Below are 19,303 nucleotides of genomic sequence, written 5' to 3'. Positions count from 1 at the left end.
TTCTGAACCCGATTACGAACTTAAATTCATCTTTATGAAACGATTCTTCCTCTTTGCCGCTGTGGCTGCATACATGGTGCTTGCAGGATGTAACGGGCGTCAAGACCACGCTTCATCTCCTGTCGCGCGGGTATCGGAACCTGCCGATACCGTTGTGCCTGTGGTGGAAACGCCTTTCAGGGAGAAGTTGCTGACGGCAGCCGATATCACGCTGACCAAAGACTTGCTTTACGATACGTATACGTTGGAAGATACCTATCCGTACAAGGATACCGTGCGTTCGTTCAAATGGGATGTAATCCGTAATTGTCTGGCTTATATAGAGAACATGCAACGGGACGGCGTGAAGTGGGCGGTATTGCAGAATTATAAGAATCTGAATCGGGAAGCCCCTTTAGTCCGCAAGTTTGTGCGTAATGCCTATCGCCGCGTGGCGGACACACTCGGAGTGGAGCGTTATCAGTCCGTTCCCTTGTATCTGCCGGGAGATACGTTGGTCCCCGAACGCTATGGCAGGGATGGGACATTGGCTTATCTGCTGGGTACGGAAGGTGGTTTCGACCGTATTCTTCCTATTACGCTGGAAGATGAATGGCTGGTACCTCATCGTTATCTGAGAGAGCTGGCGGACAGTACCGTCTTTCATCATGTCATTTTCGTAGACCGGCTTGACCAGAATATCGCCACGCTGGAGCGCATGGATAAAGGCGAATGGAAAATCCGCAGCATGAATCCTGCCACCACGGGACGGCATGTGCCGCCCTATGCGCAGGAAACGCCGCTGGGGATGTATTTGCTTCAGCAAAAAAAGTCGCGTATGGTTTTTCTGAAAGACGGCTCTACGGCAACGGGCGGGTATGCACCCTATGCCAGCCGCTTTACCAACGGTGCCTATATTCATGGAGTGCCGGTGAATGTGCCGCGTACGGCGATGATTGAGTATAGCTGGTCGTTGGGCACTACGTCGCGTTCGCATATGTGCGTGCGCAATGCTACTTCGCATGCAAAGTTTGTGTTCGACTGGGCGCCGGCGGAACGATCTTTAGTGGTTGTTATCGAATAATGCCTTTCTTTTTAACTATCTGTGTGATAGGTGTATGGACGGAAAGTGCTAACTTTGCCGCCGATATTTTCTCAGGTCGGATATTTATGTTGCGAGTTTGCTTGTCTTTTTTATTCCTGTTTTTTCCTTGTTTCCTGTTTTTGGGAAGCAAGCCTGCCACCGGTGTGCCGGATAAGCCTGATGTTGCGCCGGCGGTGGAATCGGCGGCATGCGCAGAGCTGTACCGTTCCATGCAACTGGAAGGAGTGGTGAGTTGGAACGCTTTCCGTCAGGCGGTAACGGGGTATCATAAAATAGCAGGCCGTAAACGGGATGTGCTCACTCTGATTGATTTCTCCCGTCCCTCTACCGAGCAACGTCTGTTTGTATTCGATATGGGGCGGCGGAAGCTGCTTTTTTCCTCGGTCGTTGCGCATGGCAAAAACAGCGGTGACAAGTATGCCACCTCATTTTCCAACGAATACGGTTCTTACAAAAGCTCCTTGGGCTTCTACCTGACGGAGACGACCTATCAGGGCAGGAACGGATATTCCCTTATCCTGAACGGGTTGGAAAAGGGTATCAACGACCGTGCCCGTGAGCGCGCCATTGTGATGCACGGGGCTGCCTATGCCGATCCTTCGGTGGCAATCAGAGGAGGACGTTTGGGACGGAGTTTCGGCTGTCCGGCTGTCCCGCAAAAACTCAGCCGTCCTATCATCGACGCCATTAAAGGAGGGAGCGTGATGTATATCTACGCCGGGACTCCCGACTATCTGGCTCATAGCTCCGTACTGAAGAAAACGACCGGCTTGTAAGTGGCTGTTTTCTGTCTGAATAAACATGTCGAATCACTCTCGGGATTTTCCGCATCTTTTGATATGCATCAATTTCCGCCAGCATTTCTTTTACTAATTTTGCACCGACTTTCGGGGGATTAGATTGTATGGCGACATCAAGAGAAATGACGGAAGGACGGGCTCTTCCGCTGATATTCAATTTCACTTTGCCTTTATTGCTGGGTAATTTGCTGCAACAGACCTATTCTTTGGTGGATGCTGCGATTGTCGGTAAGTTTTTGGGGATAAATGCGCTGGCTTCTGTCGGGGCGAGTACATCGGTCATATTCCTGATACTCGGTTTTTGCAACGGATGTTGCGGCGGATTCGGCATTCCGGTGGCGCAGAAGTTCGGGGCGAGGGATTATGTTACGATGCGCCGTTATGTGGCGGTCAGTCTGCAATTGGCCGTGGTAATGTCGGTGGTGCTTGCCGTGGTCACAAGCGTTTATTGCGCGGATATTCTGCGCATGATGCGTACACCGGAGAATATCTTTACCGGAGCTTATTATTATCTGCTTGTTACTTTTATAGGTGTTCCCTGTACTTTCTTCTATAATTTGTTGTCCAGCATTATACGTGCTTTGGGGGATAGCAAGACGCCGTTTTGGTTTCTGCTTTTTTCCACCGTCCTGAATATTCTGCTCGACTTGTTTTGTATCCTTGTTTTGGACTGGGGCGTGGCGGGAGCGGCGATCGCTACGGTCTTTTCCCAGGGAGTTTCGGCGGCGCTGTGTTATATCTATATGATGAAGCGTTTTGAAATTCTGAGAACTACTCCTGCCGAACGTAAATTCGACGGCGCGCTGGCGCGTACGCTGATGTATATCGGAGTGCCTATGGGGTTGCAGTTTTCCATCACCGCTATCGGCAGTATCATGCTGCAGAGCGCCAACAACGCGTTGGGTACGGCGTGTGTAGCGGCTTTTACGGCTGCCATGCGTATCAAGATGTTCTTTATGTGTCCCTTCGAGAGCCTGGGTATGGCGATGGCCACTTATAGCGGACAGAACTACGGTGCGGGCAAGCCCGAACGTATATGGCAGGGTGTCAAGGCAAGCGCTCTGATGATGATTGTCTACTGGGCGTTCACTTTCGTGGTGCTGATGCTCGGAGCCGGAACGTTCGCTCTGCTGTTTGTAGAGGCTTCGGAAGTGGAAATACTGAGAGATGCGGAACTTTTCCTGCATATATCTGTCTCTTTCTTCCCGATACTGGGGTTGCTTTGTATCCTGCGCTACACGATTCAAGGAGCGGGCTACACCAATCTGGCTATGCTTTCGGGCGTTTCCGAAATGATAGCCCGTATTCTGGTCAGCTTGCTGGCGGTTCCGGCATTCGGCTACATCGCCGTTTGCTTCGGTGACCCGACCGCTTGGATTTTCGCGGATTTGTTCCTCATTCCCGCTTTTATTTATGTCTACCGACGTATACTTCGGATGAACAAAAAATAGTGTATCTTTGTACCGGTAGTTGGTACGATGATGGCCGAACGGAAGATTATACATATCGATATGGACGCTTTTTACGCATCTGTGGAACAGCGCGATAATCCGGAACTGCGTGGCAAGCCTGTGGCAGTGGGGCATGCCGAGGAACGGGGCGTGGTGGCTGCCGCCAGCTATGAAGCCCGCCGGTTCGGGGTGCGTTCGGCCATGTCGTCACAGAAAGCGAAGCGGTTGTGTCCGCAGCTTATTTTCATTCCGGGGCGCATGGATATGTATAAATCGGTATCCCGCCGGATACATGAGATTTTCCATGAGTATACGGATATCATAGAGCCTATCTCTTTGGATGAGGCTTTTCTGGATGTGACGGAAAACAAGCCGGGTATGCCCCTGGCTGTGGATATAGCCAAAGAAATAAAACGGAAAGTACGTGAAAGGCTGAGCTTGGTGGCGTCTGCGGGAGTTTCCTATAATAAATTCCTTGCCAAAATAGCATCCGATTACCGTAAGCCGGATGGCTTGTGCACCATTCATCCCGACCAGGCTTTGGGGTTTATAGCACGTTTGCCGATAGAAAGTTTCTGGGGAGTAGGACCGGTGACGGCAAGGAAAATGCATGCTTTGGGGATACACAATGGAGAACAGCTGCGCGCCTGTTCGCAAGCAATGCTGCTGCGCGAGTTCGGGAAAGTAGGAAGTATCTATTATGATTTTGCCCGTGGGATAGACCTTCGTCCGGTAGAGGCGGTACGCGTTCGCAAGTCCATCGGGTGCGAACATACTTTGGAAAAAGATATCAACCGGCAGGCGTCGGTGATTATCGAATTGTATCATACCGCGGTGGAACTGGCAGGCCGTTTGGAACATAAGAACTTCCGGGGGAATACATTGACGCTGAAAATCAAGTTTCATGACTTCAGCCAAATCACCCGCAGCATCACGCAGTCCAAAGAGTTGACTGCCCTTGATGTGATTCTGCCATTGGCAAAGCAACTTTTGAAAGAAGTCGATTACGAACATCATCCCATCCGCCTGATAGGGCTTTCCGTTTCCAATCCTCGTGAAGAAAGTGATGAAAAAGGTGTCTGGGAGCAGCTGAGTTTTGAATTTAGTGACTGGGAATCCAATGAATAAGGAAGAAAGAATATTATCTTTGCAATGTCGAACATAAAAACGTAATACAATGGGATGTCTGATGAATATTTTGTGGCTGGTATTCGGCGGTATTTTTACCGCGGTGGAGTATATGATAGCCAGTCTGTTAATGATGATTACAATCGTCGGTATTCCTTTCGGCATGCAGACAATGAAAATGGCAGGCCTTGCTTTGTGGCCTTTCGGCAAGGACGTGCGTAGCGGAGTACGCTCCGGCGGGTGTCTGTATATACTGATGAATGTGCTGTGGATTTTTCTGGGTGGAATATGGATTTGCCTTTCACATTTGGGGTTTGGCATATTGCTGTGTATCACTGTCATAGGCATTCCTTTCGGTATGCAGCATTTCAAACTTGCCGCTTTGGCATTGGCTCCTTTTGGAAAAGATATTGTGGAGGCGTAAGCATGCTGTCTTGCATAGGCAGAAGACCGATAAAAGAAGAGGGCGGGAAACTGAAAAATTTCCCGCCCTCGTTCATTTTATTTAAAGGTGTGATTTACATGGTCATGGTGGCTTGCTTTGCCAGCAGTTTTTGTAGTTTGCCGTTTAAGGTTTGGCACATAGCTCCGTTACCCATTGCTTGATAGCGTTTGATACGGTACTGTAACATAAAAATTTCATTTGCATTCTTTTTCATAATCGTCTTCTTTTTTGCCTTCCGCGTTTCGGAAAGCGATTAAACATCTTTTATTGTTTTCTCTCTTATTAACGCTGCAAAGATACAAAATGTTCGTGAGAAGTATGTTTTATAACATAGAAATTTGCGTCTACCCTTTCATTTTCTTAAAAAAACACATCGTTTTGCTATCCAGGTATTACAAATATATGGCGGAACGTGCGGTTGCTACGTGATCGGAAAGAGGCGACAGGGATGAATCCCTCCCTTTACGGGAGCATATCTTCGGAGGATAAGGGGATTTCTTCGGAGGGAAACGATATCTCCCCGGAGCGTTCGGTTTCTCCGGCAATACGAAGGGTGGTTTAGAGAAGATGCCGCCTCGATAATATATTCGGGATAAATAAATTTTCTTTTGCACGTGATTTATGTTACTTTTGCAGCTCAACCTTAATGATATGTACCTTATGAAACGTACCACTTTTCTTTCCGGCATAATCGGCTTGCTGTGTTTGCTGGTTGCTTGCGGTGATTCTCATTTCATGACGGATGCCGCTTATCGCTCGCGTGTGGAGCAAGATTTTCAAAAGAAAAAGACTTTGATGCCGCAAGGAGACTTGTTTACCATATTCGATGCTTCTCTCACTGCTTACGAGCGTGAGGCTTTGGAGTTTCTTTATGCTTATATGCCCTTGGCGGATATTGCGGATTACCCCGGAGAGTTTCACTTGATGAATGTACGTGCTTCTCGGCGGGCTGCCGATGAAATGCCTTGGGGAAAGATTATCCCTGAAGATGTATTCAGGCATTTTGTTCTTCCGGTGAGGGTGAATAATGAGCATTTGGACAGCGCCCGCGTCGTATTCTATAAGGAGCTGAAAGACCGGGTGAAATCTCTTTCTTTGCGGGATGCCATTTTGGAAGTGAACCACTGGTGCCATGAGAAAGCCATTTATATGCCTTCCGATGCGCGTACGAGTTCGCCTCTGGCAACGGTACGTACGGCTTACGGCCGTTGCGGGGAGGAATCAACATTTTTGGTTGCCGCACTCCGTTCGGTAGGTATTCCGGCACGTCAGGTATATACGCCCCGTTGGGCTCATACCGATGATAATCATGCGTGGGTGGAGGCATGGGCAGACGGTAAATGGTATTTCTTGGGAGCTTGCGAGCCCGAACCGGTTCTTAATCTCGGGTGGTTCAATGCGCCTGCCAGTCGGGGGATGCTGATGCATACAAAAGTTTTTGGACGCTATGAGGGGGAGGAAGAGATAATGTCCGTTACTCCCACTTACACCGAAATCAATGTGATTGACAATTATGCACCTGCTGCAAAAGCTTCCGTAACCGTAGTGAATGCGGACGGTACGCCCGTGGATAGCGCCTGTGTGGAATTCAAACTTTACAATTATGCGGAATTCTATACGGTGGCTACCAAATATACCTCTGCCGGCGGCACTTGCGGATTGACCGCAGGAAAGGGAGATGTGTTGGTGTGGGCATCGAAGGACGGATGCTTCGGTTTTGCCAAACTCTCTTTCGGCAGGCAATCGGAATTGACGGTGAAACTTGATAAAAAGAAGGGCGATGCTTTTGCCGTGGATATAGATATCGTACCGCCACCGGAAACAGCCAATCTGCCCGAAGTGACACCGGAGCAACGCGCTGGGAATGATTGGCGGCTGGCGCAGGAAGATTCTATCCGTAATGCCTATACGGCGACATTTATGACCGAGGATTCGGCGTGCGCCTTTGCCCGTAAGTATAAACTGGATGAGGAAGCCGTCGCGAAGATATTGGTTGCTTCCCGCGGCAATCATAAGGTAATTTGTGACTTTATGACCCGTTTGCGCTCTGACAAGTCAAAGAAAGGCGGCATCGACCTCTTGCAACGGATTTCGGCTAAAGACCTTCGGGATGTCGGTCTGGAAGTACTGATAGACCATATGCTCTCCAGCGTGCGTACCGATGCGGAGACTTTCCGTAACTATGTACGTAACCCGCGTGTAAGTAACGAAATGCTGACTCCCTACAAAGGTTTCTTCAAGAAAGTCGTTTCAAAAGCAGATATGGAAGCCTATGCGGCACAGCCGATGAAATTGGTGGAGTGGGTGGCGGAAAACATTCGTGTGGATAAGAATTGTAATTTAGGCGGCGATCCTGTTTCTCCCGAAGGCGTGTGGAGAGCGCGGTTGGCGGATGCGCATAGCCGGGATATTTTCTTTGTATCCATGGCGCGTAGCATGGGTATACCTGCACGTATAGACGAGGTGACGGGCAAGGTACAGCTGATAAGGGCGGAAGGCGCAACAGATGTCGATTTGGACTGCAATCCGCAAGACCTTGTATCTATGGAGGAAACTATTCCTCTGAAGGGTAAGCTTGTCGCTGAATATCCGCCTATCAAGTCTTTGGACGATCCTAAATATTATTCTCATTTCACCCTTTCTAAAGTAACTCCGCAGGGGAAGTTGCGGTTGTTGGCTTACGATGAAGGTGACCTTGATATGGGCGGCGGCACTACTTGGAGCAGCCTGTTGAGGAAAGGGACATCGTTGGATAGCGGAGATTACCTCTTAGTGACCGGAACCCGTTTGGCAAAAGGCGGTGTGCTTTCCCGTATCACGGAATTCAGTATCAAACCCGGGCAGACGACTCATCTCGAGTTGGCGGTACGTGAAAGTAAGGATGAAGTGCAGGTGATAGGTAATTTCAATTCGGAGTCTCTCTTTACTCCGCTGCAAGCGGCCGGTTCCAAGCAAAGCCTGTTGGAAGCCTGCGGACGGGGGTACTTTGTTGTCGGAATCTTGGGAGTTAACCAGGAACCTACCAACCATGCGTTGCGTGATATAGCCGCTTGCAAAACAGATTTGGAAAAGTGGGGACGGAAGATGGTATTGCTTTTCCCGAATGAGGCGCAGTCCGGGAAATTCGTTCAAGAATCTTTTCCCGATTTACCTTCTACCGTTATCTATGGTATAGATACGGACGGTATTCAATCTCAGATTGCGGAGACGATGAAGTTAAGACATAAAGAAACCTTACCTGTATTTATCATTGCGGATACATTTAACAGGGTAGTCTTTATCTCGCAAGGTTATACAATAGGATTGGGCGAGCAGTTGACGAAAACGATTGGTAAGTTGTAAGTAGGTGAGGGATTTAACTCCCGGCTCTCAATTTTCCAATTGTTTTTTTCACCCGTTCTTTAGTTGTCACGTTGCGTTCAAATTCATTGATTTGTACGGTTGCGCCCATCGGCACCCGTTCTTTGCGGTATTGCATACGGCTTGCTACTGTTTCTCTGGCCGAGAAATGAAACTCATTGATACCTGTCTCTTGGGCTATACGTGCGATATTTGTTTCATTTACTCCACAACCGGCAAGCAAGGTGATACGTCCTGCCGCCTGCTGTTGCAGTTCTTTCAACAGGGGAATGCCCAGTTCGGCTGTGGCTTGCTGTCCCGAGGTCAGGATACGGTCGCATCCGAGACTGATAATGTCTTCCAGCGCTTTTTGCGGATTGCGGCAAACATCGAAAGCCCGGTGAAAAGTGACCGATATATCTTGAGCGGCTTCCATGAATTGCTTCATTAGCGGAATATCGATTTCTCCGTCATCCGTCAGACAGCCTAAAACAACACCGTCTGCTCCTAAGCGGCGGGCATTGTCTATGTCCTTTAGCATGATGCGTTGTTCGATAGGAGAGTATAGAAAATCACCGCCGCGCGGACGGATAATAACATGTAGTTTGGTTTTTTGCAGGACTTCTCTTGCAATGACAATATCACCGTACGAAGGGGTAGTTCCCCCTTCGGGTATTCCGGCGCACAGCTCTACCCGATCGGTTCCACCCGCTTGGGCGGCAATGCAGCTCTCTACCGAGTTTGCGCAAACCTCAAATAAATATTCCTTCATGGCTTTTATCTCTTTTTATAGTCACAAAAATAAGAAAACTCCGTGAACTCCGGAAGCGGATAAAATAAAAAAGGAGCGAATGGCCTGTTGCCAACGCTCCTCTCATGGTTTTAATTCTTTTGTTTACTTAGCGTAGCTTACCGCACGTGTCTCACGGATAACGGTAATTTTCACCTGTCCCGGATAAGTCATCTCATCCTGTATCTTCTTGGCTATTTCACCGGAAAGGTTTTCTGTCGCCTTATCGTCAATCTTGTCTGCACCGACGATGACGCGCAATTCACGGCCTGCTTGGATAGCGTAGGTCTTTGTTACGCCCGGATAAGACATCGCCAGTTGCTCAAGGTCGTTGAGACGCTTGATATAGGCCTCTACAATTTCGCGGCGGGCTCCCGGACGCGCTCCTGAGATGGCGTCGCATACCTGTACGATAGGAGCCAGCAGACTGGTCATTTCCACTTCATCGTGGTGAGCGCCGATAGCGTTGCAAATATCCGGCTTTTCCTTGAATTTCTCTGCCAGTTTCATACCGTAGAGTGCGTGCGGCAATTCCGGCTCTTCATCGGGCACTTTACCGATATCATGCAGCAATCCGGCACGTTTTGCCTTTTTGGGGTTCAAACCGAGCTCAGATGCCATTACAGCACATAAATTGGCTGTTTCACGGGCATGTTGCAACAGGTTCTGACCGTAAGACGAACGGTATTTCATCTTACCGATGATACGGATAAGCTCGGGATGCAGACCATGAATACCTAAGTCTATGGTAGTACGTTTACCGGTTTCTATAATTTCCTCTTCCACCTGCTTGCGTACTTTAGCTACTACTTCCTCGATACGTGCAGGATGGATACGTCCGTCTGTTACCAACTGGTGCAATGCCAGACGGGCAATTTCGCGGCGAACCGGGTCGAAGGCTGATAATACGATGGCTTCCGGAGTATCGTCCACAACGATTTCCACACCGGTGGCAGCTTCCAACGCACGGATGTTACGTCCTTCACGACCGATGATGCGTCCTTTGATTTCATCCGATTCGATGTGGAATACGGTAACGGAGTTTTCGATAGCGGTCTCTGTCGCTACACGTTGGATGGACTGTATAACGATACGTTTGGCTTCTTTGCTTGCTGTCAGTTTGGCATCGTCCATGATATCATTGATATAGGATTGCGCCTGCGTCTTGGCTTCTTCCTTCAAGGATTCTACCATACGCTCTTTGGCTTCTTCGGCGGAAAGGCCTGAAATTGCTTCCAGCTTTTCGATTTCCTGGCGTTGCATATGTTCCAGTTCCTCTTTCTTTTTGTCAACGATTACCAATTGGGCTTCCAGATTCTCTTTCACCGCCTCGGCTTCCATCTTCTTACGCTGAATTTCTTCCTGACGCTGGTTCAGTACCAGTTCGCGTTGTTTCAACTTATTCTCTGCCTGCTGTATCTTTTGGTTACGGAGTGATACTTCTTTCTCCAAATCCGCTTTCTTGTTCAGGAATTTTTCCTTTACTTCCAGCAACTTATTCTTTTTAATCACTTCCGCTTCAGTCTCGGCTTCTTTAAGGATGCTGTCGTATTTGGACTTCAATCCATGCTTGAAGAACATATACGAAGCAAATCCGCCGACGATGAAACAGGCAATGGATACTACTATTGTAACTACTGTCATTTTATTAATTTGTTTTTAAGTATATAAATAAAAAGCACTGCATAAAAGCCTGTCCGTTACCGGACGGGGCTTTTGTACAGTGCGCGATATTGTCTCTCTCGTAAAAACGGAACAGAAAATTGTTTCCTTATCTTTCCTTGAAATAGGATTCCAATACTTCTGTCAGTTCTTTTATCTTGGCTGTATAGGGCTCAGTATCATTACGGTCTTTCAACTGAAGGGTCTCCAAAGCAAATTGATAAGCCACCATAGCTATAATCCTCTCTGAAGAGATGTTCTGATAGTGTTCCCGATACGCATTGATCCGGATATTGACCTGTTTGGCAGCTTCCCTTACTATTTCCTCGTCCTCACGGTTGATCGTGAGAGGATAGGTGGCTCCTGCCATTTGCAGGTTTATCTTTATCTTATCGTTCATACATCCTCTTTTTTATTCATTCAATAAAGCGATGCATTTATCGACTTCACGCACTAATTTGGACAATCGCAGTTTCGTCTCTTTTACGTCACTGCCGTTAAGGCTGATTGTCGTAGCTGTTTTTAGGTTTGTGTAGTTCGTTTCCAGCTCTTTGTAATCGGCACGTACTTTCTCGCATTCTTCCTCTTTAGCTTCGAGAAGTTGCTTAAGTTCAGCATTTTCGCGTTTTAATTCATCATGCAGATAGATTAAATGCCGCAGTCTGGCTTCAAAAGTACTTAATAGCTTCTTTTCTTCGTCTGTCATTACTACACCAAAATTGTACACAAAAATACAATTAACTTGGAGATTACAAAAGCTTTTCAAAGAAAAATGTTCCGTATGTACTGAAATAAGGGGAAAAAGAGGTTATGTCATGTGGGATAAAGGGAACTTTGGACTATTTAAGTGATAGTATGGCCGATATTAATCCGTAGCAATATCGGAGATTACTGCCTTAATAACTTTAGATTGGTTTTCTGTGTGTGTATTGAAATCTTCATAAAATAATTTGTGGGATAATTTAATTTATATACTGAACTAATTGTATACCTTTGTGTACCATATCTGTGCAGTTGGATAAACCGGGTAAGAAGGAGTATGTGGAGGTGTTGAATTTGTATATTATAAAACAGGAATCAAAGAATATGAGAATTTTAGTTACTTACGCCGTTCAGGGTGAATTTACGGAATTGAAGTTTCCCGGTTTGACAGGGGAAGAAGAAGTGCAGGTGGGCTATCTTCGCACCGGAATAGGAAAGGTGAAATCGGCTTTTTATCTTACGGAAGCTATCAATCGCGCACAGCCCGATTTAGTTGTCAATATGGGTACGGCAGGTACTGTCCGTCATCAGGTGGGGGATATTTTCGTATGCCGTCATTTCGTAGACCGCGATATGCAGAAGTTGACTGATTTTGATATGGAATGTGAGATAAACTCGGCGGAACTGTTGGCTCGGAAAGGCTATTGCCTGCATTGGCAGGGCGAAGGAATATGTAATACGGGGGATACTTTTCTGACGGAACTGTCGGATGTAAAAGGAGATGTTGTGGATATGGAAGCTTATGCCCAGGCATGGGTGTGCCGTACCAAAAATACACCGTTCATCGCGGTGAAGTATGTAACCGATATCATCGGGCAGAATTCGGTGAAGCATTGGGAGGATAAACTTGCGGATGCCCGTAAGGGATTGGGAGAATTCTTTGAGGCGCTTGGAGGAGCAGGGTAATTCGTAATTGAGAAGCAAGGCTTTACTTTATTTCAGTGTTTTGAAAGAGAGGATATGGTAACTTGTTCCTATTGCAATCAGTAACAATAATATTTTCAGCCACCAATAGGGGGCTATGAAAAAGATGCAGTTGAGAATTGTTATCCATATAAGTGATATGGAAATGATTTTAGCTCTTAACGGAATAGCCTTATTCTCACGGAAATTACGGATATAGTTTCCCAAATATTTTTGGTGCAACAACCAATGGTAGAGGCGGGGAGAACTGCGGACGTAAAGAGCTGCTGTAAGTAACAGAAATGGAGTTGTAGGCAGCAATGGGAGAAAAACTCCGATGATGCCGAGTATTAAAGAAAGTGTACCGAATAGGATATAAAGGGCTTTCATGCCGCAAAAATAGAAAAAATATGAAGAATAAAGTCGTTTTGCTATTGTTTATTGTTTGTTGCGCATGGACCGCTACGGCCCAGACGGTTGCGGATTCTTTGGCTTTGGTTGCTGCGCATTGGCAGGTGACGTCTTTAAAGAAAGGCGTACTTTGCCGAAAGGCTTTTTTCAATTCTTTATATGGTGTTCCACAGGAAGTTTCCATACTCGAAATAACTCCGAAGTATTACAATCTGGATGTACTGATTCATCAGCCTAAAGAGGAAACCAGTGTGGCTGCACACCGTTCGGGAGCAATAGCTGCCGTTAATGGTTCTTATTTTAATATGAAAGCAGGTAATTCGGTTTGTTATCTGCGGAAAAACGGAGTGGTGGTGGATACAACTGCCAACGGCGCATTGGGTACGGTTTCCAATGGAGCTGTATTCATAAAGAAAGGACGGATGAAATTGTTGCCCTGGAGCAAACAAGAAGAAAAGGCTTGTCGCTTGAAGCATGGGACGGTGCTTGTTTCCGGTCCTTTGATGCTGATGAATGGAAAAGAGTGTGATATTTCCGCCTGTAACCAAAGTTTTGTGAATACCAAACATCCGCGTAGCGCCATAGTGCTTACGAAAGATAAAAAGATTTTGTTTGTTGTTGTGGACGGACGTATGAAAGGAAAGGCGGAGGGTGTCAATATACCCGAACTGACACACATGATCCGCGTATTGGGTGGAAAAGACGCGTTGAATCTTGACGGTGGCGGTTCTTCTACTTTATGGAGCGGGGAATATTCCAATACGGGTATCATTAATACGCCTTCGGGTGGAGTGGAACGCCGGGTTGCCAATTCTATCTGTGTGTATGAATAAGTGGTAATCTGATGTGTAAATTCCAAGTTTTTTGTACTTTTGCTGTCGCATTGAGGTGACATTAGATGCACAGTACTATAAATGATATTTTAATTAGCGTATTAACAGTATGTATACAGTCATTAAACGAATGGAAGTTTCGGCTGCCCACAGCCTGAAGCTTTCCTATCAGAGTAAATGTGAAAATCTGCATGGTCACAATTGGATAATCACAGTTTATTGCCGTTCCAAAGAGTTAAATGCCGATGGCATGGTAGTTGATTTCAGCCATATCAAACAGGTGGTGAAAGAGCAGTTGGACCACCGGAATATCAATGAAGTTCTTCCTTTTAATCCTACAGCCGAGAATATTGCGCGTTGGATATGTGACCAAATACCTACTTGTTTTAAAGTAGAGGTGCAGGAATCCGAGTCGAATATAGCCGTATATGAAGAAGATTGACACGACCGCTTATGAGAAAGATTAACGAAATATTTTACAGTCTGCAGGGAGAGGGATTTCATACGGGTACTCCTGCTGTTTTTATCCGTCTTTCCGGTTGTAACCTGAAGTGCCCGTTTTGTGATACGCAGCATGAAGAGGGTGTTTTGATGACAGATGAAGAAGTCATGGCGGAGGTGGGGAAATATCCTGCGATGATGGTGATACTGACGGGTGGAGAACCTTCGCTTTGGATTGATCGGGAATTTGTAGACCGTCTGCACCGGATGGGAAAGTATGTGTGTATCGAGACTAACGGGACACACGAGCTACCGGATAATATAGATTGGGTGACTTGCTCGCCCAAACGAGGGGCAAAACTGAGCATTTCCCGCATGGATGAGGTGAAAGTGGTGTATGAAAGTCAGGACATTACCGTGTATGAACAACTACCTGCCAAGCATTTTTTTCTGCAACCTTGTTCTTGTAGTAATACGGTAGAAACTGTGGCGTGCGTGATGCAGCATCCGAAATGGAGACTGAGTTTACAGACGCATAAGTTGATTAATATTTCTTGAGCGGTGGCTTTGCCTGATAAGGCGGTTGCACGGGAGGAGAGGCTCGAACTCCCGACACCCGGTTTTGGAGACCGGTGCTCTACCAACTGAGCTACTCCCGTGTTTGCGGCTGCAAAGGTAATGGAAACTTTCAAATCTGCAAACCCTTTGTCCCTTTATTTTAAAGGGAAAATCGCTTATAGCATTTGTAAGTCCTGATACATAACGCGATAGGCTGCCGCTTTTTTTTCTAAAGCCAGCGGATAAGCTCTTGATGAAGAAGGCATGCGATAGAGACGTATGGGGCGATCCTCGAAAATGAACTCTGTAAAATCCCCGACCTTGGGCTCTTTCAATGAAAACAGCGCGCAAAGTGTGTCCGTCGCCTTTTGCCCCGTGGTGACAATCGCTTCGCATTGCGGCAGTTGTTGCAGCAATGCGGCTATATCGGTAGGTTGGACTACCTCAAGGAACTTATCGGATGCATTATCCTGTAATCGCCGTACGGCGGTGGCCGTATCGAACAGGGCTATTCCCTTTTCGTTCAGGAAACTGATAATACACTCTTTACAGAAGGCCTTTCGGGATTTATCTACGAAATGATCTTTATCATTAAAGAATAAGAGACCTGCAATGCGCCACATGTCGTTATTCCAATTCGGATAATAAAACTCCATTGACCACCGCTTCTTTTGCGGCGGGAAACTCCCCAGCATCAGTAAACGTGCATTGCCGGGGAGAAAAGGTTCTAAGGGGTGCTGTTCTATTTCCATAGAAAAAAGCGTTTGCGCTTATTGGCCGAGACTTCGGCTTATGCTTTCTCTTGTTCGTCGGCTTTCTTTTTCGGCTCTTTCTTTGCCAGCATAACGATATTGTACACATACTCGGTCATCCATTGTTCCGAGTATCCCAAACGTTCTTTGTACTGACGGACTGTCATGGCTGTTTTGTGTACGTCATCCTTTTTCCAAACGGCCTTGGTACAAACCTCATGTACCGTTTTTTCGGTCATGTTGCGTAATGCGCCTTTAAAAATAGACGGCATACGGAATTTCCATTGCATCAGGTTACCCATCAACATCATCAGATCGTTAGAGAAGCCCTGATACATGAAAAGATAACCTTGTACGTCATTCTGCGTACGGCAGTGTTTTTTTACGGAAGCGTCGATCTCTTTAAAGAAGTTCTCGCTTATTCCGTAGTCCTGCATCAGCATCTTGCGGGAAGCCGCTTTTTCCGCTTGTCCCAGACGACCGCCCTGTGTAGGGATTCTGAATAAACGTTTGAAGTTGGCTACATCCGGTACAAAACGGATGTTGGTGATACCCAGGTTTGCGGCTATCACAGATTGGAAGTAGACACGTGTCAGTGAGACAAAGTCTTCCACATTTTTGGAAGAAACCTCTTCCGAATTCTTGTTGAATAGTTTGGCAAATATACCCATGATGATAGTTTTTCTAAATTTACGGGTGCAAAGGTAGTAAATAACTTGCTTTTTACCAGCACTCCAACTCTTTTTCTACTTCATTTCAGCTTGAAGTGAAACTTATGTCCTTCGAATATGGGTTCCACAATGTCATAGCGAATGAGTTTAGCCAGCAAATGTTCCGCGGAACGGCGTGACAGATGTGCCAGACGGCAATAACGGTTCAGTGACAATCGGTCGTTTTGTTCCAGCAAATCAAGAAGCAGTTGTTCCCGTTCGGTGTATTTCATCAGTTCTCCTTTGGGACTTTCGCTTTGTTGCCAGATACGCAGGTGTACCGGGGTGGCAAGAATGTTTTCGTCTTTAATGCGCAGGTAGGCGAGATACCTGCCGGTTTCGTCTTTGGCATATACCGGTTTCCGGTCGCTTTCATCAATTTGCACGAGTAGCACGCTGCGGCCTTCCACCTGATAAGTCTGCGTGCTGTAACTCACTTCCGGGCGACAGTATAATCGGGCTGCCGCTTCTATCATATATTGTTCCTCATCGGAGCGTACTCCGGCTATTTTTCCATTGTCTTTTACGCCGATGAGGAGACGTCCGCCGTCCGTATTTGAAAAGGCCGAAAGCGTCTTGGCAATTTTTCGCGCATCGGATATTTCGAACTTGAAATCTTGCTGCTGGTGCTCTCCTTCGGCTATGAGAGCATGTATATATTGGGCATCAGTAAGCGTTTTCATGCCTGCAAAAGTAGATAAAAAACACGTATGAGCCCTTTTTTATGCCGATTTTGCGTATTATTTCAAAAAAAATATCGTTTTTCTGCATTTATTTCAAGAAAGAATGTATTTTTGTCGGACATTATTAACGAAGTAATTAAAAAAGGATTATGAAAGAATTAGTTGAAAAAGTTGCAGAATTGTATGCAGCATTCGAAAAAGATGCAAAAGCTCAGTTGGAAAACGGTAACAAGGCAGCCGGTACTCGTGCACGTAAGGCTTCTTTGGAAATCGAAAAGACAATGAAAGAATTCCGCAAAGCATCTTTGGAAGCTTCTAAGAAGTAAGAAAAAAGCAGATTTAATGCTGTGAAAGACTGCCGTCCGGCGGTCTTTTTTATTTTATATATAGTAGTTCCTTTGTACGGATAAGTCGTTTCTCTATCCTATCCCTCAACGATTTTTAATATATTAATTGCTTGGCCTTCGTCCTTGAAATCGAAGTTTTATTGCTACTTTTGGCACGGGTTATGGACGAGAATGTATTAAATAAGTTGAAGATATTGGCGGAGTCGGCAAAGTACGATGTATCTTGCTCATCCAGCGGTACTGTGCGTTCCAATAAAGCGGGCATGGTGGGTAATACTGTGGGCGGGTGGGGTATCTGTCATAGCTTTGCAGAGGACGGACGCTGTATTTCGTTGTTGAAAGTGATGCTGACGAATTACTGCATATACGATTGCGCCTATTGTATCAACCGTCGTAGCAACGACTTGCCTCGTGCCACCCTTTCCGTCGGCGAACTGGTGGATTTGACAATGGAATTTTATCGCCGCAACTACATCGAAGGGCTTTTTCTGAGTAGCGGTGTGGTGCGCAACCCCGATTATACAATGGAACGGTTGGTGCGTGTGGCCAAAGACCTTCGTACCATCCATCGCTTCAACGGCTATATCCATTTGAAGAGTATTCCCGGAGCCAGTCGGGAGTTGGTGAATGAAGCCGGGTTATATGCCGACCGTCTCAGTGTAAATGTGGAAATCCCCAAAGAAGAAAACCTCAAGCTGCTTGCTCCGGAGAAAGACCATAAGAGTGTGTTTGCTCCGATGCGATATATCCAGCAAGGTGTTTTGGAGAGTGCGGAAGAACGTAAGAAGTATCGTTATGCGCCCCGTTTTGCTCCGGCGGGACAGAGTACACAGATGATTGTGGGGGCTACCGCTGAAACGGACAAGGATATTCTTTTCCTTTCATCGGCTCTTTATCAGCGTCCTACGATGCGGCGCGTCTATTATTCCGGATATGTCTCGGTGAATACGTACGACAAGCGCCTGCCTGCTTTGAAACAGCCGCCTTTGGTACGCGAGAACCGCCTCTATCAGGCTGACTGGCTGCTGCGTTTCTATCAGTTCAAGGTAGATGAAATCGTAGATGACGCCTATCCGGATTTGGATTTGGAGATAGATCCGAAACTGTCGTGGGCCTTGCGTCATCCCGAGCTGTTTCCCGTTGATATCAATAAAGCGGATTATGAGATGATACTCCGCATACCGGGTATCGGCGTGAAATCGGCGCGCCTGATAATCGCTTCCCGCCGTTTTTCCAAATTGGGATTTTATCAGCTGAAAAAAATCGGCGTGGTAATGAAGAAAGCGCAGTATTTTATTACGTGCAGTGAACTGCCTATGCGTACGGTCAATGAAATGACTCCGCAAGGGGTGCGCAATCTGTTGGTGCGAAAGCCTAAAAAGAAATACGATGACAGGCAGTTGACACTTGATTTTGGAGAAGAAAGAGAATGAACCTGTTTATATTCGATAATACTTTCGAGGGATTGCTGACTTCTGTTTTCGAGGCCTATTCCCGCCGTACTTTTCCGGATGCTTTGTTGGCAGAGGGAGAGCCGCTACCCTTATTCCATGATGAGGCTTTTACGGTGGTTTCCGATGAAGAGAAAGCGGGTAGGGTTTGGCGCGGTTTACAGAAAAAACTGTCTGCATCCGCCTTGTCCTGCCTTACCCAATGCTGGCTGGCGGAAGAGCCGGAAACGGCATCGCTCCTGTTTCGTTATATCCGTAAAGCAATAGATGCTCCCCGTTCCATTGAAACCAATTTTGCTGACCCTGATGTTTTGGAATTCTCACGTATGTGGAAACGGGTAGATTGGGAACGCATACGGATGTTGCAGTTCATCCGTTTTCAAAAGGCTGCGGACGGTACTTATTTTGCAGCGGTGGAGCCGGAGAAGAATGCACTTCCCCTGATAACCGGGCATTTTAAAGACCGCTTTGCCGACCAACGTTGGTTGATATATGACATTAAGCGCGCCTATGGATATTATTACGATTTAAAAGAAATACGGGAAGTTACTTTCGGCGAAGATAGTCGTGAAGGGCATCTTGTGACGGGTATGCTGGACGAAAGCCTTATGGATAAAGATGAAAAACTCTTTCAGCGACTTTGGAAAACCTATTTCAAGGCAATCTGCATCAGAGAGAGGCTGAATCCCCGCAAGCACAGACAAGATATGCCTGTGCGTTATTGGAAGTATTTGACGGAGAAACAGACTTGAC

The 19,303-nt window shown here is 46.6% G+C and carries 22 protein-coding genes and 1 tRNA gene; 13 read left to right on the top strand and 10 right to left on the bottom strand.

The features are described from left to right. The first annotated feature begins 34 nt into the window (after nucleotides 1-34). From BHV73_RS03655 to BHV73_RS03635, 5 genes are all read left to right on the top strand, one after another. The gene (locus tag BHV73_RS03655) at nucleotides 35-1,063 is read left to right on the top strand and encodes a L,D-transpeptidase (protein WP_286736582.1); all 1,029 of its coding nucleotides are present in this window, start codon (nucleotides 35-37) and stop codon (nucleotides 1,061-1,063) included. Between the two features lie 86 nt (nucleotides 1,064-1,149). Next, entirely contained in the window at nucleotides 1,150-1,860 is a 711-nt protein-coding gene (locus BHV73_RS03650) for a murein L,D-transpeptidase catalytic domain family protein (RefSeq protein ID WP_195621717.1), read from the top strand. A gap of 128 nt (nucleotides 1,861-1,988) precedes the next feature. Beyond that, nucleotides 1,989-3,335, top strand: coding sequence for an MATE family efflux transporter (locus tag BHV73_RS03645; protein WP_087413315.1), 1,347 nt, complete (start codon nucleotides 1,989-1,991; stop codon nucleotides 3,333-3,335). Between the two features lie 30 nt (nucleotides 3,336-3,365). Then, nucleotides 3,366-4,463 (top strand): DNA polymerase IV, encoded by a 1,098-nt coding sequence (gene dinB / locus BHV73_RS03640; RefSeq protein WP_087413360.1) that lies wholly within the window; start codon nucleotides 3,366-3,368, stop codon nucleotides 4,461-4,463. Nucleotides 4,464-4,512: 49 nt separating this feature from the next. Beyond that, nucleotides 4,513-4,887, top strand: a complete 375-nt coding sequence (locus BHV73_RS03635) for a YccF domain-containing protein (protein ID WP_009121285.1) — start codon at nucleotides 4,513-4,515, stop codon at nucleotides 4,885-4,887. A gap of 94 nt (nucleotides 4,888-4,981) precedes the next feature. Here the strand turns inward: BHV73_RS03635 and BHV73_RS03630 are convergent, their stop codons facing one another. After that, entirely contained in the window at nucleotides 4,982-5,122 is a 141-nt protein-coding gene (locus BHV73_RS03630) for a hypothetical protein (protein WP_009121286.1), read from the bottom strand. A 446-nt stretch (nucleotides 5,123-5,568) separates the two neighbouring features. On the opposite strand from BHV73_RS03630, the gene BHV73_RS03625 reads away from it, so the two are divergent. After that, nucleotides 5,569-8,250 carry a transglutaminase family protein gene (locus tag BHV73_RS03625; protein ID WP_286736577.1) on the top strand — a complete coding sequence of 894 codons (2,682 nt, stop codon included), beginning with the start codon at nucleotides 5,569-5,571 and terminating at the stop codon, nucleotides 8,248-8,250. Between the two features lie 13 nt (nucleotides 8,251-8,263). On the opposite strand, the gene BHV73_RS03620 is transcribed toward BHV73_RS03625, so the two are convergent. The 4 genes from BHV73_RS03620 to BHV73_RS03605 all read right to left on the bottom strand — a co-directional run bounded on the left by BHV73_RS03620 (nucleotide 8,264) and on the right by BHV73_RS03605 (nucleotide 11,405). Next, nucleotides 8,264-9,019: a copper homeostasis protein CutC gene (locus BHV73_RS03620; RefSeq protein ID WP_118468953.1), complete on the bottom strand. Its 756-nt coding sequence runs from the start codon at nucleotides 9,017-9,019 to the stop codon at nucleotides 8,264-8,266. Nucleotides 9,020-9,142: 123 nt separating this feature from the next. Beyond that, complete coding sequence (rny, locus tag BHV73_RS03615; protein WP_022217732.1) at nucleotides 9,143-10,681, bottom strand: ribonuclease Y; 1,539 nt, start codon at nucleotides 10,679-10,681, stop codon at nucleotides 9,143-9,145. 127 nt (nucleotides 10,682-10,808) lie between these two features. Continuing rightward, the gene (locus BHV73_RS03610; protein WP_022217731.1) at nucleotides 10,809-11,099 is read right to left on the bottom strand and encodes a cell division protein ZapA; all 291 of its coding nucleotides are present in this window, start codon (nucleotides 11,097-11,099) and stop codon (nucleotides 10,809-10,811) included. A 12-nt stretch (nucleotides 11,100-11,111) separates the two neighbouring features. Beyond that, nucleotides 11,112-11,405 carry a coiled-coil domain-containing protein gene (locus BHV73_RS03605; RefSeq protein ID WP_009121292.1) on the bottom strand — a complete coding sequence of 98 codons (294 nt, stop codon included), beginning with the start codon at nucleotides 11,403-11,405 and terminating at the stop codon, nucleotides 11,112-11,114. Between the two features lie 380 nt (nucleotides 11,406-11,785). On the opposite strand from BHV73_RS03605, the gene BHV73_RS03600 reads away from it, so the two are divergent. Further along, nucleotides 11,786-12,367: a 5'-methylthioadenosine/S-adenosylhomocysteine nucleosidase family protein gene (locus tag BHV73_RS03600; RefSeq protein ID WP_087413362.1), complete on the top strand. Its 582-nt coding sequence runs from the start codon at nucleotides 11,786-11,788 to the stop codon at nucleotides 12,365-12,367. A gap of 27 nt (nucleotides 12,368-12,394) precedes the next feature. On the opposite strand, the gene BHV73_RS03595 is transcribed toward BHV73_RS03600, so the two are convergent. Beyond that, nucleotides 12,395-12,754: a YbaN family protein gene (locus BHV73_RS03595; RefSeq protein ID WP_009121294.1), complete on the bottom strand. Its 360-nt coding sequence runs from the start codon at nucleotides 12,752-12,754 to the stop codon at nucleotides 12,395-12,397. Nucleotides 12,755-12,774: 20 nt separating this feature from the next. Here BHV73_RS03595 and BHV73_RS03590 point away from each other — a divergent pair, with 20 nt between their 5' ends. From BHV73_RS03590 to BHV73_RS03580, 3 genes are all read left to right on the top strand, one after another. Next, nucleotides 12,775-13,608: a phosphodiester glycosidase family protein gene (locus BHV73_RS03590; protein WP_087413318.1), complete on the top strand. Its 834-nt coding sequence runs from the start codon at nucleotides 12,775-12,777 to the stop codon at nucleotides 13,606-13,608. Nucleotides 13,609-13,717: 109 nt separating this feature from the next. Further along, nucleotides 13,718-14,050 carry a 6-carboxytetrahydropterin synthase QueD gene (gene queD / locus BHV73_RS03585; protein ID WP_009121296.1) on the top strand — a complete coding sequence of 111 codons (333 nt, stop codon included), beginning with the start codon at nucleotides 13,718-13,720 and terminating at the stop codon, nucleotides 14,048-14,050. An 11-nt stretch (nucleotides 14,051-14,061) separates the two neighbouring features. After that, entirely contained in the window at nucleotides 14,062-14,607 is a 546-nt protein-coding gene (locus BHV73_RS03580; RefSeq protein WP_087413319.1) for a 7-carboxy-7-deazaguanine synthase QueE, read from the top strand. A 28-nt stretch (nucleotides 14,608-14,635) separates the two neighbouring features. Here the strand turns inward: BHV73_RS03580 and BHV73_RS03575 are convergent. From BHV73_RS03575 to BHV73_RS03560, 4 genes are all read right to left on the bottom strand, one after another. Beyond that, a tRNA-Trp gene (locus BHV73_RS03575) sits at nucleotides 14,636-14,708 on the bottom strand. 75 nt (nucleotides 14,709-14,783) lie between these two features. After that, entirely contained in the window at nucleotides 14,784-15,359 is a 576-nt protein-coding gene (locus tag BHV73_RS03570; protein WP_087413585.1) for a uracil-DNA glycosylase family protein, read from the bottom strand. A 38-nt stretch (nucleotides 15,360-15,397) separates the two neighbouring features. Further along, complete coding sequence (locus tag BHV73_RS03565) at nucleotides 15,398-16,030, bottom strand: DUF8491 family protein (RefSeq protein WP_087413584.1); 633 nt, start codon at nucleotides 16,028-16,030, stop codon at nucleotides 15,398-15,400. 80 nt (nucleotides 16,031-16,110) lie between these two features. Continuing rightward, nucleotides 16,111-16,752: an AlbA family DNA-binding domain-containing protein gene (locus BHV73_RS03560; RefSeq protein ID WP_087413583.1), complete on the bottom strand. Its 642-nt coding sequence runs from the start codon at nucleotides 16,750-16,752 to the stop codon at nucleotides 16,111-16,113. Nucleotides 16,753-16,901: 149 nt separating this feature from the next. Between BHV73_RS03560 and BHV73_RS03555 the strand changes: the two genes are divergently transcribed. The 3 genes from BHV73_RS03555 (at nucleotide 16,902) to BHV73_RS03545 (ending at nucleotide 19,302) form a co-directional block, all read left to right on the top strand. Further along, nucleotides 16,902-17,078 (top strand): BF3379 family histone-like protein, encoded by a 177-nt coding sequence (locus BHV73_RS03555; protein WP_009121302.1) that lies wholly within the window; start codon nucleotides 16,902-16,904, stop codon nucleotides 17,076-17,078. Nucleotides 17,079-17,260: 182 nt separating this feature from the next. Next, nucleotides 17,261-18,532 (top strand): putative DNA modification/repair radical SAM protein, encoded by a 1,272-nt coding sequence (locus tag BHV73_RS03550; protein ID WP_087413582.1) that lies wholly within the window; start codon nucleotides 17,261-17,263, stop codon nucleotides 18,530-18,532. Then, nucleotides 18,529-19,302 carry a TIGR03915 family putative DNA repair protein gene (locus BHV73_RS03545; protein ID WP_087413581.1) on the top strand — a complete coding sequence of 258 codons (774 nt, stop codon included), beginning with the start codon at nucleotides 18,529-18,531 and terminating at the stop codon, nucleotides 19,300-19,302. The genes BHV73_RS03550 and BHV73_RS03545 overlap by 4 nt, the downstream gene beginning before the upstream one ends. Nucleotide 19,303: the final 1 nt, after the last annotated feature.

It is taken from the genome of Bacteroides sp. 44_46, from assembly GCF_001915465.1.
In the GTDB taxonomy this organism is placed as follows: Bacteria; Bacteroidota; Bacteroidia; order Bacteroidales; family Bacteroidaceae; genus Bacteroides; species Bacteroides clarus.
This window is presented reverse-complemented; position numbering and strand designations above follow the sequence as displayed.

Coding starts and splice junctions, on each gene's coding strand:
- BHV73_RS03590 (WP_087413318.1), top strand. CDS start 12,775: ATGAAGAATAAAGTCGTTTTGCTATTGTTTATTGTTTGTTGCGCATGG.
- BHV73_RS03595 (WP_009121294.1), bottom strand. CDS start 12,754: ATGAAAGCCCTTTATATCCTATTCGGTACACTTTCTTTAATACTCGGC.
- BHV73_RS03645 (WP_087413315.1), top strand. CDS start 1,989: ATGGCGACATCAAGAGAAATGACGGAAGGACGGGCTCTTCCGCTGATA.
- BHV73_RS03610 (WP_022217731.1), bottom strand. CDS start 11,099: ATGAACGATAAGATAAAGATAAACCTGCAAATGGCAGGAGCCACCTAT.
- BHV73_RS03550 (WP_087413582.1), top strand. CDS start 17,261: ATGGACGAGAATGTATTAAATAAGTTGAAGATATTGGCGGAGTCGGCA.
- BHV73_RS03605 (WP_009121292.1), bottom strand. CDS start 11,405: ATGACAGACGAAGAAAAGAAGCTATTAAGTACTTTTGAAGCCAGACTG.
- BHV73_RS03620 (WP_118468953.1), bottom strand. CDS start 9,019: ATGAAGGAATATTTATTTGAGGTTTGCGCAAACTCGGTAGAGAGCTGC.
- BHV73_RS03630 (WP_009121286.1), bottom strand. CDS start 5,122: ATGAAAAAGAATGCAAATGAAATTTTTATGTTACAGTACCGTATCAAA.
- dinB (WP_087413360.1), top strand. CDS start 3,366: ATGGCCGAACGGAAGATTATACATATCGATATGGACGCTTTTTACGCA.
- BHV73_RS03650 (WP_195621717.1), top strand. CDS start 1,150: ATGTTGCGAGTTTGCTTGTCTTTTTTATTCCTGTTTTTTCCTTGTTTC.
- BHV73_RS03545 (WP_087413581.1), top strand. CDS start 18,529: ATGAACCTGTTTATATTCGATAATACTTTCGAGGGATTGCTGACTTCT.
- BHV73_RS03565 (WP_087413584.1), bottom strand. CDS start 16,030: ATGGGTATATTTGCCAAACTATTCAACAAGAATTCGGAAGAGGTTTCT.
- BHV73_RS03570 (WP_087413585.1), bottom strand. CDS start 15,359: ATGGAAATAGAACAGCACCCCTTAGAACCTTTTCTCCCCGGCAATGCA.
- BHV73_RS03600 (WP_087413362.1), top strand. CDS start 11,786: ATGAGAATTTTAGTTACTTACGCCGTTCAGGGTGAATTTACGGAATTG.
- rny (WP_022217732.1), bottom strand. CDS start 10,681: ATGACAGTAGTTACAATAGTAGTATCCATTGCCTGTTTCATCGTCGGC.
- BHV73_RS03560 (WP_087413583.1), bottom strand. CDS start 16,752: ATGAAAACGCTTACTGATGCCCAATATATACATGCTCTCATAGCCGAA.
- BHV73_RS03655 (WP_286736582.1), top strand. CDS start 35: ATGAAACGATTCTTCCTCTTTGCCGCTGTGGCTGCATACATGGTGCTT.
- BHV73_RS03580 (WP_087413319.1), top strand. CDS start 14,062: ATGAGAAAGATTAACGAAATATTTTACAGTCTGCAGGGAGAGGGATTT.
- queD (WP_009121296.1), top strand. CDS start 13,718: ATGTATACAGTCATTAAACGAATGGAAGTTTCGGCTGCCCACAGCCTG.
- BHV73_RS03625 (WP_286736577.1), top strand. CDS start 5,569: ATGAAACGTACCACTTTTCTTTCCGGCATAATCGGCTTGCTGTGTTTG.
- BHV73_RS03635 (WP_009121285.1), top strand. CDS start 4,513: ATGGGATGTCTGATGAATATTTTGTGGCTGGTATTCGGCGGTATTTTT.
- BHV73_RS03555 (WP_009121302.1), top strand. CDS start 16,902: ATGAAAGAATTAGTTGAAAAAGTTGCAGAATTGTATGCAGCATTCGAA.